Source organism: Lacinutrix himadriensis (assembly GCF_001418105.1).
Classification (GTDB): domain Bacteria; phylum Bacteroidota; class Bacteroidia; order Flavobacteriales; family Flavobacteriaceae; genus Oceanihabitans; species Oceanihabitans himadriense.
Window position 1 is genome coordinate 103,198 of the sequence record NZ_LIQI01000019.1, and the last position, 16,899, is coordinate 120,096.

Sequence of the window (16,899 nt, forward strand, 5' to 3'; positions counted from 1 at the left end):
GCAACTTATTAGTTATTGAATGGTAATTTTCGCTCCATTAAACAGTTTACCTTCAGCCGAAACAATGTAAGCCTCGTCTGCATTTAAACCAGATAACACTTCTACTTGATCACCAAAAGTTCGACCTAAGCGCAACCAACGTAATAATGCTGTATTACTCTGACTTACCGTATACACTCCAGATAATTGTCCGTTGGTTACAATAGCATCCGTCGGAATTAAAACCATAGATGACGTTGCTTTTCTTTCCACAGGGAATTGCACCGTGGTAAACATGCCTGATAAAATATTGGCATCCGTTTTATCTACATCTATTTTTACTAAATATTGTCCGCCCGTATTTTTAGCAGATGTACTTACTTCTGCTACTTTTCCTTTTATGGTTTTATTAATCGATTTCACCAATACATCTACTACAGTTCCTTTGTTAATTGCAGAAATTTCCGTTTCAGGAACCATTGCCATCACTTCAAAATTTCCAGGCGTTTCTATACTTATTAATGATACTCCAGGATTAGCCATATTACCAGCTTCCACATTTTTACTAGTCACCGTTCCACTAAAAGGAGCAGTTATATTACTATATGCAAATTGCGCATTGATTTCGTTTTTCATTTGATTGGCTGCTTCTACTCTAGCTTTTGCCATTTCATAATTGGCAGTCATATCATCCATCTCTTTTTGCGATGCGCTATTATCTGCGAACAGATTTTTAAAACGATTGTAATCTTTTTGCGCATTTTTTAAAGCAGCATTAGCTTCTGTTATTCCTGCATTTACCTGTGCTCTTTTGGCTTGTAAATCGCTATTATTAATCGATATTAATAATTGTCCTTTTCGCACTTTATCTCCAACGTTAACGTGTACTTTATTTACATAACCCATCATTCTAGTGCTTAAATCGGCACTATTCGTGGCTTGTATTTTTCCGCTTACAGACAAAAAAGGACTGCTTCCATTAGTTGTTACTTGGCTCGTTTTCACGCTAATTGCTGGCGAATTATCTACAACTGGCTTTTTGTCTTCGCTACCACAACTTGCTACGAATAGCGCTATAGAAAGTGTTAGGATGGTATATATATTTTTCATGTTTATTATTTTTTATTTAAGACACTTCGACTGCGCTCAGTGTGACAGTATTTATACATTTGGATTCTAGAAAATCAATCTTGATTCTTGGCTCTATTATCTTATTTTTTAATTATCCTTTAGTTAAAAATTGTACGTATGCTTGTGCGTAATTGTATTCAAAAATGGTTTGGTAATATTCCAATTGCTTTTGTGCATATTGCGTTTCGGCAAGTAACAAATCGGATGTTTTTTCTAAACCTTCCTTGAATCTATTTGTTCGAATTCGTAAAGATTCTTCCGATTGTTCTAATGCTAAAGTTGTTAATTGTAGCTTATTCTCGGCATCAGTAAAAGCACGTTTCGCTTTGTTTAATTCTAAATTACTTTGAGATACATATTGTTTGTATTCTAATTTCGATTTTTCGAATTCGGATTTACTTTTTTGCATTTTACCAAAACGCTTCGACCCTTGAAAAATATCCCAACTTAATTGTGCTCCAAATAAATACCCATTTGCATCGCCTTGAAAAATTTGATCATCATACAACTCGTAACTTCCAAAAGCATTCAATCTTGGTAAAAACGCCATTTTATCTGCTTTATTCATCGCCTCATAAGCATTAGAAGCTAATTGCATCGCTTTAATATCCGAACGGTTTTGGGAAATCTTTTTATCTTCCAAAGCAAAGGTTGTAATCACCAATTCATCCGTTGGTATATACACCACATAGTTTTCATCACTCATTAAAAAAGACAAATAATTGGAAGCATTTTGCACATTACTCTTAGCGGTTTGTAATTGGTTTTGAACTTCGGTAACGCGTACTTCTACATTCAATACATCTGCACGTTGCAAATAGCCTTGTTTAAAGCTATCGTCTGCTAATTTTTTATTGGCATTTGCAGCAACTAACGCTTTTTCTAAAACGGCAACGGACTTATATGCTAATTGTAATTGCATGTATGCCTTGTCTACCTCAAACACTAAATAATCCTGCGTACGCTCTGTCTTTAAGGACATCGCTTCCATTTTGGATTTGGCCGCTTTACGCTGATAGATGCCATCGACATTAATTAATGGCTGCTGAATTTCGAATTTTGTTGCGTAGTTTTCAATCTGAGAAGGATTGTTTAATAATGCTGGACTAAAATCATTTTGAGTTAGTATTTCTTGATTCAATTTAGAACCAAAAGCCATTAACGGATTTGTAGTTGCAATCCCTGTATGACTAGCTGAAATGTTTGGTAAAAACACGGCGTTTGTTTGTCGGTAATCGGCTTTGGCAATATTAAAATCTTCTTCCGAAATTTTAATACTCGTGTTATTCTCCGATACTTTAGTCAAAACTTCCGTTTTTGCAATAGGTACGACTTCTTGTGCTTGCACTGAAAGTGTTAATCCTAAAAGCAATATTGATATATAAATATAGTTTTTCATTAATTATTAATTTACAGTACAAAAATAGTTCAGGAATATACTTTTGTCAGTAACATAGGTTACTTAAGAAAAGCAATTTGAATTAAGACATTTTTAGTTGTTCTAAATTAAAATAAACAAAAAGTATACACACTGATAATTATCATATAAAATACTGACTATTATATAGTTTCGAAAAAACCAAAGAAAAACAGGATGATAAACACCTTTTATTAAACAAGCTAAAAAGCAACTTAAAAACAAAGTATTGGTATAAATATATTGGTATCCCTTACTTTTGTTTTTAATATGGATTCATTAACACAAATAGTATTAGGAGCAGCTGTAGGAGAAGCTGTTTTAGGTAAAAAAGTTGGAAACAAAGCGATGCTTTATGGTGCTATTGCAGGAACTATTCCAGATTTCGATGTGTTTGCTTCTTATTTTACAGACACCGTTTCTGCTCTTGCTATACATCGCGGATTTACACACTCTATTGTGTTTTCGGCACTTTTTGCTCCCATTTTTGGATGGATTGTTTCTCGATATGAGACATATAAAAACTTTAAAAATTGGTCTTGGTTATTCTTTTGGTCCTTTGTGACGCATCCCATTTTAGATGCACATACTACTTGGGGAACACAATTGTTTTGGCCTTTTGATTTGCGATTAGCATTTAAAAACATATTTGTAATCGACCCCCTGTACACCTTACCCTTTTTGGTGTTTTTAATTTTGGCAATGCGACAAAAACGCACTACCACAAAACGACGTTTTTATAACAACATGGGATTAATAATTAGCACCTCTTATTTGGCTTTAACCTTAGTTTTAAAATGGATTTCCTATACGGAATTTGAATCTGCTTTAGCTACCCAAAACATAACCTATTTAGATATAGACACGAGACCTTCCCCTTTAAACACCATACTTTGGAGTGCCAATGTGCAAACCGAAGATGCATATTTACTTGGAAATTATTCGTTTTTTGATTCCCAACCAATTACTTTTGAAAGCTACCCTAAACATCATGAATTATTAGGAAATCTAGTTGAAGATGAAAGCGTAAAACGTATGATTACTATTACCGAAGGTTGGTATACCATCAATAAAAAAGACGATACACTTTATTTTAATGATTTACGATTTGGTTTGTTAAGTTTAGCGCCAAAATCCGACAACTTTGTTTTTAAATACAGACTAGATGTAGATGCTACAGGAAAGGTTGTATTTACAGAAGAACCTAAAAATAATCGGGAAGGCAAAAAACTGCTATCCGAATTATGGCAACGATTAAAAGGAAATTAATTGCAACGAAACTATTAACTAATAACCGCTTTCAAATTTGGAATGAGAAGTCTTTCAAATTTTGAATATCTTGTAAACTAAACTTATACATTTATGGACATTACTGCTGCTTATACCGATCTATATCAAATTACCATGGCGCAAGTCTACTTTGTTACCAAACCAAATGGTAACGCTGTCTTTGATTATTATTATCGTCGTAATCCTTTTGATAATGGCTATGCCATATTTGCAGGTTTAGAGGATGTTTTAGATATTCTGGAGTCGCTTAAATTCTCCGATTCTGACATTTCCTATTTAAAGCAAAAAGGATTTGAAAATGAGTTTTTAGAGTACTTGAAAAATTTCAGCTTTAAAGGAAGTATTCGCTCTAGTAAAGAAGGAGATATTGTTTTTCCAAACCGTCCTATTTTACAAGTTGAGGCTAATATTATAGAGGCACAAATTATAGAAACACTTTTACTTAATATTCTTAATTTTCAAACCTTAATCGCAACCAAAGCCAGCAGAATACGATACAGTGCCAAAGATGCTATATTATTAGATATGGGATTACGTCGTGCACATGCAACTGGAGGTTATTATGCGTCTAGAGCTGCTGCAATTGGCGGTTTTGATAGTACCAGTAATGTGAAAGCAGCAGAAGATTACAATATTCCATCTACAGGAACAATGGCACATTCTTTTATACAGAGTTATGATAATGAATTAGAGGCTTTTCGCGATTTTGCACAAGTACGACCTAAAAACTGTGTGCTGTTAATAGACACGTACAATACTTTAAAACTAGGGCTTCCAAATGCGATTATAGTCGCAAAAGAAATGGAAGAAAGAGGAGATAAATTGTTTGGAATACGTTTGGACAGTGGTGATTTAGCGTATTTATCCAAAAAAGCGAGAGCCATTTTAGATGCTGCCGATTTGGGATATGTAAAAATTGTAGTTTCTAATCAGTTAGATGAATTTGTTATCAAAAGTTTAAAAGAACAAAACGCACCTATTGATGTTTTTGGTGTGGGAACCAATTTAGTTACCGGAAGACCGGATGCAGCTCTGGATGGTGTTTATAAATTATCGGAATACAATGGGGCTCCAAGAATTAAACTCTCGGAAAATATTATAAAAGTATCACTACCTTTTAAAAAGCAAGTGTATCGAATGATAGATGCCGATGGTATGTTTTATGGTGCAGATGCGGTGGCTATTTATTCTGAAGGTGAGATAGACAAAATGGAACACCCTTTTGATATTACAAAACAAATAGATATTAGTCCGCTAAAAAAAGAACCTCTATTAGAATTAGTAATGGAACATGGTAAACGTGTGGCACCTATTAGAACGGTTACTGAGATTTCGAAATATTCACAATCCCGTTTAGCACAACTTCCTAATGAATATAAACGTTTTCAGAATCCGCATACCTATAAAATTGGACTTAGCAGTCAGCTTAAAAGCGAACGAAATGATCTAATTAACCAACATAAAAGCTAAATATGAAAACACTTCTAGTCATCGATGCACAAAATGATTTTATGCCTAGTGGATCCCTTGCGGTACCTAACGGTAATAAAATTGTACCTGTAATAAACAGCATACAAGATAGATTTGATTTGGTAGTAGCCACACAAGATTGGCATCCAAAAGACCATTCTAGCTTTGCTATAAACCAGGATGGGAAATCGAATTTTGAGACTATAGAATGGCGTGGAAAAACACAAGTTTTATGGCCAGAACATTGCGTACAAGGCAGCGAAGGAGCAGCATTACATCCGGAATTAAACACTACAAAATACGAAGCTATTTTTAGAAAAGGAACCGATAAAAACATCGACAGTTATAGTGCCTTTTATGACAATAACCACTTAAAACCAACTGGTTTAAATGGCTATTTAAAAGAAAAAGGAGCATCGCAACTCTATTTTTGTGGTCTAGCTTCCGATATTTGTGTTTACTTTTCTATTTGTGATGCCATCAAAGAAGGGTTTGAATGCTTTTTTATTGAAGATGCTTCGAAAGCATTAGATATAGAAGCATTTGAAAATATTAAGACCAAGATGATTGCTATGGGAGTACATATTATAACATCTGCATCTTTATAAAACAACGAAACTACTGCATCAGTTAACCTTTCTCGTACCACCATGTCCGCCAGCAACCACAAGCATTATTTTTATACTTAAATAAATAAACTTGAAAAACTGAATAACAGGATTCATCATTTTAAATCTTTGGTATTTTGATATTCTCTGTGTCATGATATTTTATTTTTTATATGATTAAATGAAAGTTGTCCTATTTAAAGCGTTTATTATCCGATTAAAAAAACACCCCTAAAGTCCCCTCGAGGGGACATTACTCAGATGTGAAAACTCTAAATCATCAAGTTATCCTAACCGTATTTTTAAGAAAACCTGTTTTGGTAGGATTCCTACTCTGGAATCAACCACCAAAATGGTCGCATTTTAGCTTTATAGATAAAGGCATAATGCAACGCTAATTTTAGCCAATGTCCTGCTAAACCAATTTCGCCAAAGGTCTTCCCTAATTGTCTACCTTGTGTTTTTGGATATTTTTCATAGTCAGGAACAATTGGATACGTTGTAATACTTACACCGCTTCCTGATGTCATTCCGTAACCAGCAGAAGCAATACAAGCGGCTCCCATATTACCCATAGATCCTTTGTGATTTAAAGATTCTTTTCCACTTTTAATAGAATCTATAATATTATCTGCGACTATTTTTGCGGTAATACCAGATGGCATTCCTGTTCTTGGTGGCGCTGGTGAAATCACTGTGCCGTTTTTACTTGTTCTTGGTTTAGAAATAGCATGTGGTGGTGCAAATGCAATTCCGGGAGCAAAAATGTTTTTATAACTCGGATTTTGATAGGTTTCTGGCCAATCTTTAACCGACCATTCTGCATAAGGTTTTGCTGTATAATCTGCGTCGACAATCATAAATCCTTTAAACAGTTTCTCTGTAATATCGTTTTCATTTTATCATAGGCTTTAAAACCATGACCAGAAAACGAAGGAATTAGCATCGCGAAATCATATGCTTCCGTTTTATATTCTCCTTCTAAATTTTCATAATGCGCTAGGCCATCTTCCACTTTATTAACTCCTGCGCCAAGTATCCATTTAATGTCTCTATCTTCAAAAACCATTTCTACCATTTCATGTGATTTCATAGTCATACTTCCGTAGCTTAACAACATACCATCCATTCCGAAATCCCCTAATTGGTATTCGTTAGAAATCCATGTTACTTCTGCCATATCACGTACATTATGTTTGCGTAATTCTTGCTCAACATTTAAAATATACTCAAAAGCAGCTCCTTGACAAGTAGATTTTGCATGTCCTGTTCCTATTAATATTTTAGCTTTTTTACCTTTTTTCATTTCTTGAATTAAGGCATTTAGACCTTCCCAAGCGTGATCTGCATGCGTATAGGTACAAACAGAATATGCTTTATTTTTGCCAGGAATTAAACCTTCCGTCGCTTCAAAATTTAATTTCGGTCCAGTAGCATTAATCAAATAATCGTACGTTATTTTTTCTTGTTGTCCTTTGTTCTCTCCTACTACATATTCAGATAAAACATACGGTTTCTCTTCGGTTTTATCTCCTTCCGGGTAAAACGAAATCGCTTTGGCTTGCTTATATCCAATACCTTTCTTTTTATATAGAGGTTCTAATGGAAAATAGATTTTCTCCGATTTCATTCTTCCAATTCCAACCCAAATGTTAGACGGCACCCATTGGTAATTACTGTTAGGCGACACCACAACAACTTCGTGTTTTTTGGGCAGTTTTCTACGCAAATGCGTTGCTGCAACGTGGCCAGCAATACCGGCTCCTAAAATGACGATTTTAGACATGATTGTTATTTTTATATAAAGATAACTTCAACTAAAACATCATACAGTCACTTTTGTTACACAAGTAATTTAAATTACCTTCTTACAACTACAAACCGCTAATTCATTCATTATAAATAAAATAAAGCGCTGTTTTTTATAACTATGGAAGCATATACCTAAAACCAAAAAATTGTCTGTTTTTTGTTAAGGTTGTGAAATAGCACACAGTTTTTTAACTTCCTCTAAAACACGATGCATTCTTTTTTCTGACATTCCAATATTTTTCATTTTATTGGATGCGTTAATTAACTCCTTAACCAAAACAACATCTTTCTCTATAAGTTGGTGTTTTTCTCTTTTAGTTAATGTTGTTAAAGTAGTAACAGGAAATAATGCCATAGAATCAATAGTTGCTTTTAGTCCGTTGTTTTTTGGGTAATCCCAACTCAACAATGTTAGTCCAACACATTTTGCATAGTTAATAGCATCTTCGGTAAACCTAGTATTGGTAACCAACCAACCTTGTTTTAAATGGGTTTGATTTTTTGAATTGGTATTCCATTGTTCCTGAATATCTAAAAATATAGAATTAATATATAATGGTACTTTTACATTGCTTGCTCCTTTAGCATCAGAATGAAACTTACATTCAATAGCATAAACATTTCCATCTTTTTCTGCTAGTACATCAATTTCATGCGTAACACAGGCACCATCTAATATAATGCTTACTTCCGTTTTATATCCTTTTTCTTTTAATAGCGCTCCAACCAATCGCTCAAACGGAAAACCAGTTGGACCTAAATCAAATATAGCACGTTTTAAACTATATCGTGAAGCACAAACCTTATTCTGTTTTTTTAATAAAGCAAATGCCTTCTTATAGATTTCATTAGATGACATACCATCATAAATAACGGGTTGAATTCCATGTATAATAGTTTCAATCACACCTTTTGGTGCTCCTGCAGATTGAAGGGAATTTTTTAATTTTTCGAAAGAAAAAAGTTCCATTTGATCATTACCCTTTTTAATATAAATTTGCTTTTCCATACTTTCGTATTGTTTTAAAATCTTAAAATTTCGGTCATAATTCCAAATCGGATAACAGACAATTGCTGTTCAAAATAAATATTATAATAATCCATTCCATGATAAAACTGAACAAACAACCCAATATCTTCTAAAAACTTTGGATGATAATAAAAGGTAACACTGGCATTAAATCTTTCCAAATCAAAAACGTCTAAATCATTATAATTATCTAACATTATTGTTGCTTCCGCTTTTAAAGAAAAATTTGCTCTATCGCTATTAGAATCGGTTAAAGGAAACTTAAAAGATGTAAAACTATTATGCCAACGCAACCCACTATATCTTCCTTTTAACTCTGGTAATAACCAACTTTTAGGATGAATTTCAATGGCACTTTTTAAAGTTTTAATGGCTTTTAACTTATTACTATATCCTGTTTTAAGAAAACCGAATTCAACAAAATTAGTTGCAAAATTTCCAGATTGCAAGTTGATCGTGTTGTCTTCATTATAAAAATCGCCAACTTGCCCATTAGAATGGTGTGCTATTTTACCGAATAACACCATCTGATTTTGTACATCTGTTTTATGTACTAAATAGTATACTGCAATTTGTGGAATATAACTAGGTGTACGAACAGGATAGGACTCTTCATTGTACATCCTAATAATAATTTGTGCTGTTAACACAGCCATTAATTTTGGATTTTTTTGTTTTCTAATAACAAATGACGGATTTACATTGGCTTCAAACATTAAGGATGCTATATTTCCTATATCTGTTGGGAATGTGATATAACTATCACTTTGATTGATTAAGGCTATTTTTGATAAATCCAATTGTGGAAGTGTATCTATATCATTTTGCGAAAAAGCAAAATGAACAGACCATAATAGGAAAACGAATATGTACGCTCTTATTTTCATTTATATAGTTTTCATTCTTTTTAATCTTTGTCTTTTGAGCCACTAACAATTCTTGAAATAATTCCTTTTTGTTCTGTAAATTCTGCAATTAACACACCTGCTAAATGGATAACCATGAATGCAATTAGATAGTAAATACCAAGTACGTGGATTTCTTCCATTGGTTTTTTCAATTCTTTTGGTCCTAATTCTATGATAAGTCCAGTTACCAGCGAAACAATAACACAGATATAAAAAATGAGGTATGTCCATTTCTGAATTTTCTTTTTTGTAGATAGGTTTTTACTAAAAGGATTTTGAATCTTCATTTGTCCGAATGCAGGAAGTATAAAACGAATACTAAATAGTCCAACCAATACATAACCTATGTAAATATGCCAATTCCACATTGGTTGTCTTATCTTTTTCGCCAAAACAAGGAGTTGATCTTGAGATAAACTCTGTTCGGCACTAATCAGGTAATCCTCTATGATAGCTGCCATATTATATTTATTCATCCATGTTAATCGCAAAAAAATAGTGATTAACAACAGTATAAATGAAACTGCAATTGCCCAATGAATTATTCGATATATTTTAGAATATTTTGTTTTTTCCATGATGGTTATTTTTAATTTATTGTACTATTTTGTTTTATACTGAAAAATGCTATTAGCGAGAAACTTAACGTCACTAACATTCTAAAAACCATTGCCTTTATTGTTTTAGCTTCGTGAATTCCGCCATTATTAACATAAACTAGCAAAGCTATAAAAGCAATAATTAAGATGCCTAAAGCAACAATTAACGCCCAAAACGTCCCCTTTTTGTTTTTTAAAAATCCGAAAACAGCAATTAAATATAAAATACTGCTCATAAAGTTTGTCCAAACTATAAACAAGACATAGTTTCCTTCTTTGGCTCTAATGCCAAACCAATCGAAAATTACAGAGCTACTTAAAAATAAAGTGAGCAATGCAAACAGTGCTAAAATAGTAGCACTTACAGTGTTGATAATCTTTTTATTTTTCATTTGATAAAGAATTATTAGACGATTCACCAAGCCACCATTTTGGTTTTACTTGCTTTTTCACCAATCCAAATTTTTTAATGGTATGTAGTTCAATATGTTTAATCACATCTTCAACAGAATCAGTAACAAATAATAGTTTCATATCTTCTGGACTGATGCTTTCATTTTCTGCCATTAATTGAATGTGATGACATAATTCCTTATGGTATTCCGAATCGAAAATAACCACAGGAAAATTTTGAATTACTTTGGTTTGAATCAGGATTAAAGCCTCAAATAATTCATCTAAAGTGCCAAACCCCCCAGGCATCACAACAAAACCGTAAGAGTATTTTACAAGAATAACTTTGCGTAAAAAGAAGTATGGTATATTAATCCATTTATGTAAATACGGATTAGGCTTTTGCTCGAATGGAAGAATAATATTACAACCTACAGAGTATCCTCCTGCTTCAAAAGCGCCCTTATTAGCAGCTTCCATAATTCCTGGTCCACCACCTGTCATTACTGTAAAACCTATTTTTGCTAAAGCTGCACCAATTTTTTCCGCATTTTTATAATGCTCCGAATCTTTTGTAAATCTTGCAGATCCAAAAACAGTAACACATGGTCCAATAAAATGCATTTTCCGAAAGGCTTTTATAAAGTTAAAAAACACTTTAAAGGCAAAGGATAATTCATTAAAACGAGATAAAGGTCCGCGAACAAACAAAGATTCATCTCTAGATAGCTTTATTTTATTATTAGTCTTCATAACATGATTTTTTATGTTGTCTTTTTATAACTCCAAACTGCCAACCCATTCATTACAAAAGCATAAAGTGCTGTTTTTAATAACTGTGGAAGAATATCATTAAAACCAGAACCTTTAAGCATAACCATACGCATCACTTCTACAAAATATCGTATGGGGTTAAATTCGGTAAGGGTTTGCGCCCATTTTGGCATGCTTTCTATTGGCGTGAATAAACCACTCATTAATATAAAAATAACCGTAAAAAACCATGCAATAAACATGGCTTGCTGTTGGGTATCTGTAAAATTAGATATAAACAATCCGATGCCTAAAATCACTAAAATATAAATAGAGGTATAAAAATATAGGAGTGTTAAACTCCCCAGCATTGGCACATCAAAAATGACTTTTGCTAAAATTAATCCAATAGTTAACAACCCCATTCCTATGACCCAAAATGGAAAAAGTTTACCTATTATAAACTGGCTTTTTTTAATAGGTGTTACGTTAATTTGCTCTAAAGTTCCTATTTCTTTTTCTCGGACAATATTCATTCCTGAAAGGAAAAGGGTAATCATAGTTACCAGTAAAACCAGTATACCAGGAACCATAAAAGTTTTATAATTTAAGGTTTTGTTATACCAGAATAAAGGAATGGTTTCTACGGCAATTGGTTGTACTTGTTTATCGGAAACCTGTAATACATCCATTTTTATGTTTTGATTAAAACGTTGTATAATTTGGTTGACATAAACATTTTCTACACCTGCGGCTGCACCATCAATTGCGTTAATAGTTATTCCTAAATTGGCATATTTTTCTATTTGCAAATCCCGTTCAAAGTATTGCGGAATTTGTAAAAGCACATCTATTTCCCCTTTTAACATTTCAGCACTTGCTATAGCTTCCGAAGGAAAATCGGTTAAAACATTAAAATATGTAGATGCATTAAATTTCTCGACTAATGCTCGAGATGTGGACGAATGATCCTTATCAATATAACCAAACTTGATATTTTTCACTTCAAAAGTAGCTGCGTTCGATAAAATAACGAGTTGCAATAATGGCAAAACAAAAATGATAGGAAGCATGCCTTTATTTCTAAAGATTTGCTTGAACTCTTTTTGTATGATGTATAGAATTGTTTTCATATTATTTCCTGCGCAGGCAGGAATCTTTTAAATTAAACATAGTTACATAAAAAAAAACACCCCTAAAGTCCCCTCAAGGGGACAATCCTTCAATTCAACCGAGTGAGCTGTCCCCTTGAGGGGACTTTAGGGGTGTTTTTACGTTTCACTTTTATTCTTCATATTATTTAAAACTACACAGGATCGTTTATTTTCACTCTAATCGTATTTTATATTTCTTCACACTTAATGCAATAAAAAAGATAGTCATTCCAACTAAAATCAAGGTTTCTTTCCATAGATATTGCAATCCCACTCCTTTTAGCATAATGCCTTTTATGATGATGATAAACCATTTAGCAGGAATAATATTACTAATCATTTGCAATGGTAATGGCATACTTGAAATAGGAAAAATAAATCCAGATAACAGAATTACTGGAAGCATGAGTCCCATAAGAGAAATCATCATGGCTGTTTGTTGCGTTGCAGAAATTGTTGAGATTAAAATACCTAATGCTAATGCTGAAATAATGAATAGAATGCTCTCCATTGCTAATAGAAATAAGCTTCCTTGCACAGGCATCTTAAAAATAAAAATACTTAATACCACAATAACTATTGCGTTAATTACAGATAGAAAAATATACGGAAACACTTTACCTACAATAACCTGAATTGGTTTTATTGGTGATACTAACAGGATTTCCATGGTTCCCAATTCCTTTTCTTTTGTAATGGAAATGGACGTCATCATTGCAGAAACTAACATTAAAATAATGGTCATCACACCAGGAACAAACATGTACACACTTTTTAATTCGGGGTTATAAACCATACGAGTTCTTGGTATTATTTGATATGCAATAGTGATGTCTTTATTCCAATCTTTTTGATACTGAATAAGAATTGCATTTACATAATTACTAATAGTATTCGCTGTATTTGGGTCTGTAGCATCTGTAATAATTTGGATAGTTGCTTTGTGATCTCTGATTAGCTTTTTACTGAAATCTTTTTCAAAATTTAAAACCGCTTTTACTTTTCCTTTTTTGAAAATAGTTTCCACATCGGCTTCTCTGTCCATAAACTGATGAATGCTAAAATATTTTGAAGCTGAAATCTTATTAATAATTTCTTCTGTGGTTGCATCTTTAGAATGATCTAAAATAGCAATATCCACATTATTGATTTCATTAGTAATAGCGAAACCAAAGAGCATAATTTGAGCAATAGGCATTCCGAAGAGAATAAACAACGAGCGTCTATCTCTAAAAATATGGTAGAATTCCTTTTTTATGAAGCCTATGAATCTTTTCATCCTCTAGCAAGTTTTAAAAACACATCGTTCATATTCGTAACATTAAATTGTTGTTTAAGCTTTTTAGGAGTATCTAAAGCTTCTATTTTCCCATTAACCATAATAGAAACTCGATCGCAATATTCGGCTTCATCCATATAGTGTGTGGTTACAAAAACGGTTGTTCCTTGATTGGCTGCTTTATAAATCATTTCCCAAAACTGTCGTCTAGTAATAGGATCTACTCCTCCTGTTGGTTCATCTAAAAACACAATTTTTGGATCGTGAATTAAAGACACAGAAAAAGATAGTTTTTGTTTCCATCCTAAAGGTAAAGCACCAACTAATTGGTTTGCGACTTCTTCCAATCCTAATTCTTCAATCAAGATTGCTGTTTTTTCCTTTATTCGTTTTCTAGATACGCCATAAATTCCGCCAAAAAACATAATATTTTCTTTCACCGTTAAATCGTCATACAAAGCAAATTTCTGACTCATATAACCAATGTTTTTCTTGATGTCTTCGGCTTGTTTATAAACATCAAACCCTGCAACACTAGCTTTTCCTGCTGTAGGTTTAGAAATACCAATCAACATTTTCATCGCTGTTGTTTTTCCTGCTCCATTAGCTCCTAGAAAACCAAATATTTCTCCTTTTTTAACTTCAAAAGAAATAGCGCTTACTGCTGTAAAATCACCAAACATTTTGGTTAGATTTTGAGCTTCTATGACGTTGTTATTGTTCATTTTTTTTATTTAAACCTACAAGGTTTTCAAAACCTCGCAGGTTATTTTGCTAGTTCCATGAAGGTATCTTCGATAGTTGCCTCTGTTTTTTTTATTTCCACATTAGAAAGATTCTTAGATTCTAAAAACAGCATTAAATCTTTAGGATTAAAATCTGCTCTACGATCTGTATAATGTACAAACTCACCAAAAGGATAGACGCTATGGTTGTATTCATAGGCCTTTAAACTATTAATAAGTTGATAGGTATTGTTTGCCCTAACGTTGTAAATCTGTTTTGGATAATGCTTCACAATAGCTTGAGGAGTGTCCATCTGCAAAATTTTTCCATCTTGAATTAAAGCTATTCTGTCACACAAAGCCGCTTCATCCATATACGGCGTAGAAACTAAAATGGTAATTCCTTTTTGCTGTAAACGTTTCAACATTTCCCAAAACTCTTTCCTAGAAACGGGATCCACTCCTGTGGTAGGCTCATCTAAAAACAACACTTTCGGTTTGTGAATTAGCGCACAACACAAAGCGAGTTTTTGTTTCATTCCGCCAGATAACTTTCCTGCTCTACGCGTTTTAAAGGGTTCTATCTGAACGTAAATTTCTTTTATTAAATCGTAATTTTGTTCTATGGTCGTTCCGAAGATAGTTGCAAAAAAGTTCAAGTTTTCTTCCACTGTTAAATCTTGATAGAGTGAAAATTTCCCTGGCATATAGCCAACACTATTTCGAATCTTTTTATAATCTGCGACCACATCAAAACCAGCAACTGTTGCTGTACCTTCATTCGCAATTAAAAGCGTGGTTAGAATTCTAAACAGCGTTGTTTTTCCTGCTCCATCAGGTCCAATGAGTCCAAAAAGCTCCCCTTCTTTCACTTCAAAAGAGATGTCTTCTAAGGCTTTTACATTTTTATACGATTTGCTAATATGACGGACAGATATACTCACTAGATTTTAATTTTGAATACTAATTTTAGCTTCCATTGTTATTTTTGAAGTCACAGAGTTTGAAATCAAACAAGCTTTTTCCGATTTTTCTAAAATACGTTCTGTGCGTTCTCTTTTAGATGCATCGGTAATCACAACCTCTGGAAATAATAAGACTTCGCTAATTACAAACTTGCCATCTACTTTTTCGAGTATTCCTTTCGATTCACATGTAAAACTGACATACTCTAATTTAGAATATTCAGCAATTGCTAAAAAAGTAGTCATTAAGCAACTACTTATTGCTGCTGTAAATAAATGTTCTGGAGTCCAAATATTAGGCATTCCACCAGGGAATTCTGGAGGTGTTGCAACTTCGATACAATTGGTTTCGTTGGTTGTGTTATTTTTTAATTCTGGTGAACATAAAGTTCCTTTTCGGTCTTGCGTCCAATTTACATTGACGTTATAGATATGTTTTTCCATGAGAATCTATTTTAATTATTTTACTGATTTTTTATTGTTAATTTTCTTCAGAATCATGTACCCATAACTCTGCAGGCATTCCAATTTTTAGGCTGCCATCATTTTTCACATCCACTTTTACGGCATAAACTAAAGCTACGCGCTCTTCTTTAGTTTGAATAATTTTTGGTGTAAATTCTGCTTCGGAAGCAATCCAACTAATTGTACCTTTATACGATTTCATAGCGTCTGCATCATCGATTTTCACCGTAACTTCTTGTCCGATTGTAATATTCGCCAATTGTGTTTCACTAATATAGACACGTAATTGCATGGTATTTAAATCGGCAATTTTATACAATGGTTTTCCAAAAGCTGTAATTTCATTAGGCTCTGCATATTTGGTTAAAACTGTTCCATTTACAGGATTTACGATTTTACTTTTTCCTATTTGATCTTCAATTTGTTTTACCTGAACATCGATAGCTTTCAATTCATTAACCACAGGTGCATTTTGAATTTCTACGCTTCTAATTTGATTTTTAATCACATCTATTTCTCCAGCAACATCATCCAATTGTTTTTGTGTTCCCGCATTATCTTTTATTAAATTTTCTGCTCGTTCTTTATTGGTGTTTGCTGTTTTCAATTTTGCATTTAGTACATTAATTTGTGATAATACACCTTTTGATTTGGAACCAATTACTGCTTTAGACACTTTTAATTGTTCCCGTTTTAATGTTAATGGAATGGTATCGATATAACCTATAAATTGTTCTATTAAAAGCACATCACCTTCATTCACATCAAACTGCATTAATTTTCCATTATTCTCTGCAGAAATAGTAATTTCTGTTGCTTCAAAATTGCCATAGCCATCTGCTTTTTTGGTATCGTTTCCGCAGGAAAATAAGCTTATTGCTGTAAAACTTAATCCGAATATATATGTGTTCTTTTTCATAT

Annotated in this window: 19 protein-coding genes; 3 read left to right on the top strand and 16 right to left on the bottom strand. The window is 33.0% G+C overall.

Features of this window, described 5'->3' with window-relative positions; genetic code table 11:
- Nucleotides 1-12 precede the first annotated feature (12 nt).
- On the bottom strand, nt 13-1,089 hold the full coding sequence (locus AMD28_RS06130; RefSeq protein WP_055443278.1) for an efflux RND transporter periplasmic adaptor subunit: 1,077 nt from the start codon (nt 1,087-1,089) through the stop codon (nt 13-15).
- 112 nt (nt 1,090-1,201) lie between these two features.
- Nucleotides 1,202-2,509, bottom strand: coding sequence for a TolC family protein (locus tag AMD28_RS06135; RefSeq protein ID WP_055443279.1), 1,308 nt, complete (start codon nt 2,507-2,509; stop codon nt 1,202-1,204).
- A gap of 288 nt (nt 2,510-2,797) precedes the next feature.
- Here AMD28_RS06135 and AMD28_RS06140 point away from each other — a divergent pair, with 288 nt between their 5' ends.
- The 3 genes from AMD28_RS06140 (at nt 2,798) to pncA (ending at nt 5,895) form a co-directional block, all read left to right on the top strand.
- The gene (locus AMD28_RS06140) at nt 2,798-3,796 is read left to right on the top strand and encodes a metal-dependent hydrolase (RefSeq protein WP_055443280.1); all 999 of its coding nucleotides are present in this window, start codon (nt 2,798-2,800) and stop codon (nt 3,794-3,796) included.
- Between the two features lie 93 nt (nt 3,797-3,889).
- Complete coding sequence (locus AMD28_RS06145) at nt 3,890-5,287, top strand: nicotinate phosphoribosyltransferase (protein ID WP_055443281.1); 1,398 nt, start codon at nt 3,890-3,892, stop codon at nt 5,285-5,287.
- 2 nt (nt 5,288-5,289) lie between these two features.
- The gene (pncA, locus tag AMD28_RS06150; RefSeq protein ID WP_055443282.1) at nt 5,290-5,895 is read left to right on the top strand and encodes a bifunctional nicotinamidase/pyrazinamidase; all 606 of its coding nucleotides are present in this window, start codon (nt 5,290-5,292) and stop codon (nt 5,893-5,895) included.
- A gap of 18 nt (nt 5,896-5,913) precedes the next feature.
- Here the strand turns inward: pncA and AMD28_RS18700 are convergent, their stop codons facing one another.
- The 14 genes from AMD28_RS18700 to AMD28_RS06210 form a co-directional block, all read right to left on the bottom strand.
- A complete protein-coding gene (locus tag AMD28_RS18700; RefSeq protein ID WP_162838499.1) occupies nt 5,914-6,051 on the bottom strand; it encodes a hypothetical protein in 138 nt (45 codons plus the stop codon).
- A 173-nt stretch (nt 6,052-6,224) separates the two neighbouring features.
- The gene (locus AMD28_RS19010) at nt 6,225-6,755 is read right to left on the bottom strand and encodes an NAD(P)/FAD-dependent oxidoreductase (RefSeq protein ID WP_275077398.1); all 531 of its coding nucleotides are present in this window, start codon (nt 6,753-6,755) and stop codon (nt 6,225-6,227) included.
- On the bottom strand, nt 6,752-7,681 hold the full coding sequence (locus tag AMD28_RS19015; protein ID WP_275077399.1) for an NAD(P)/FAD-dependent oxidoreductase: 930 nt from the start codon (nt 7,679-7,681) through the stop codon (nt 6,752-6,754). Before AMD28_RS19015 ends, AMD28_RS19010 begins: the two co-directional genes overlap by 4 nt.
- 186 nt (nt 7,682-7,867) lie before the next feature.
- A complete protein-coding gene (locus AMD28_RS06160) occupies nt 7,868-8,716 on the bottom strand; it encodes a restriction endonuclease (RefSeq protein ID WP_055443283.1) in 849 nt (282 codons plus the stop codon).
- Between the two features lie 14 nt (nt 8,717-8,730).
- Nucleotides 8,731-9,624: a phospholipase A gene (locus AMD28_RS06165; RefSeq protein WP_055443284.1), complete on the bottom strand. Its 894-nt coding sequence runs from the start codon at nt 9,622-9,624 to the stop codon at nt 8,731-8,733.
- Between the two features lie 20 nt (nt 9,625-9,644).
- Nucleotides 9,645-10,223, bottom strand: a complete 579-nt coding sequence (locus tag AMD28_RS06170) for a cytochrome b/b6 domain-containing protein (RefSeq protein ID WP_055443285.1) — start codon at nt 10,221-10,223, stop codon at nt 9,645-9,647.
- Between the two features lie 11 nt (nt 10,224-10,234).
- Complete coding sequence (locus tag AMD28_RS06175) at nt 10,235-10,636, bottom strand: hypothetical protein (protein WP_055443286.1); 402 nt, start codon at nt 10,634-10,636, stop codon at nt 10,235-10,237.
- The gene (locus AMD28_RS06180) at nt 10,626-11,390 is read right to left on the bottom strand and encodes an LOG family protein (protein WP_055443287.1); all 765 of its coding nucleotides are present in this window, start codon (nt 11,388-11,390) and stop codon (nt 10,626-10,628) included. The genes AMD28_RS06175 and AMD28_RS06180 overlap by 11 nt, the downstream gene beginning before the upstream one ends.
- Nucleotides 11,391-11,401: 11 nt before the next feature.
- Entirely contained in the window at nt 11,402-12,523 is a 1,122-nt protein-coding gene (locus AMD28_RS06185) for an ABC transporter permease (RefSeq protein ID WP_055443288.1), read from the bottom strand.
- 193 nt (nt 12,524-12,716) lie between these two features.
- Nucleotides 12,717-13,823: an ABC transporter permease gene (locus AMD28_RS06190; protein WP_055443289.1), complete on the bottom strand. Its 1,107-nt coding sequence runs from the start codon at nt 13,821-13,823 to the stop codon at nt 12,717-12,719.
- A complete protein-coding gene (locus tag AMD28_RS06195; protein WP_055443290.1) occupies nt 13,820-14,548 on the bottom strand; it encodes an ABC transporter ATP-binding protein in 729 nt (242 codons plus the stop codon). Before AMD28_RS06195 ends, AMD28_RS06190 begins: the two co-directional genes overlap by 4 nt.
- Nucleotides 14,549-14,589: 41 nt before the next feature.
- The gene (locus AMD28_RS06200; protein ID WP_055443291.1) at nt 14,590-15,492 is read right to left on the bottom strand and encodes an ABC transporter ATP-binding protein; all 903 of its coding nucleotides are present in this window, start codon (nt 15,490-15,492) and stop codon (nt 14,590-14,592) included.
- Between the two features lie 6 nt (nt 15,493-15,498).
- Nucleotides 15,499-15,957, bottom strand: a complete 459-nt coding sequence (locus tag AMD28_RS06205) for an OsmC family protein (RefSeq protein ID WP_055443292.1) — start codon at nt 15,955-15,957, stop codon at nt 15,499-15,501.
- Nucleotides 15,958-15,994: 37 nt separating this feature from the next.
- On the bottom strand, nt 15,995-16,897 hold the full coding sequence (locus AMD28_RS06210; protein ID WP_055443573.1) for an HlyD family secretion protein: 903 nt from the start codon (nt 16,895-16,897) through the stop codon (nt 15,995-15,997).
- Between the last annotated feature and the right edge of the window lie 2 nt (nt 16,898-16,899).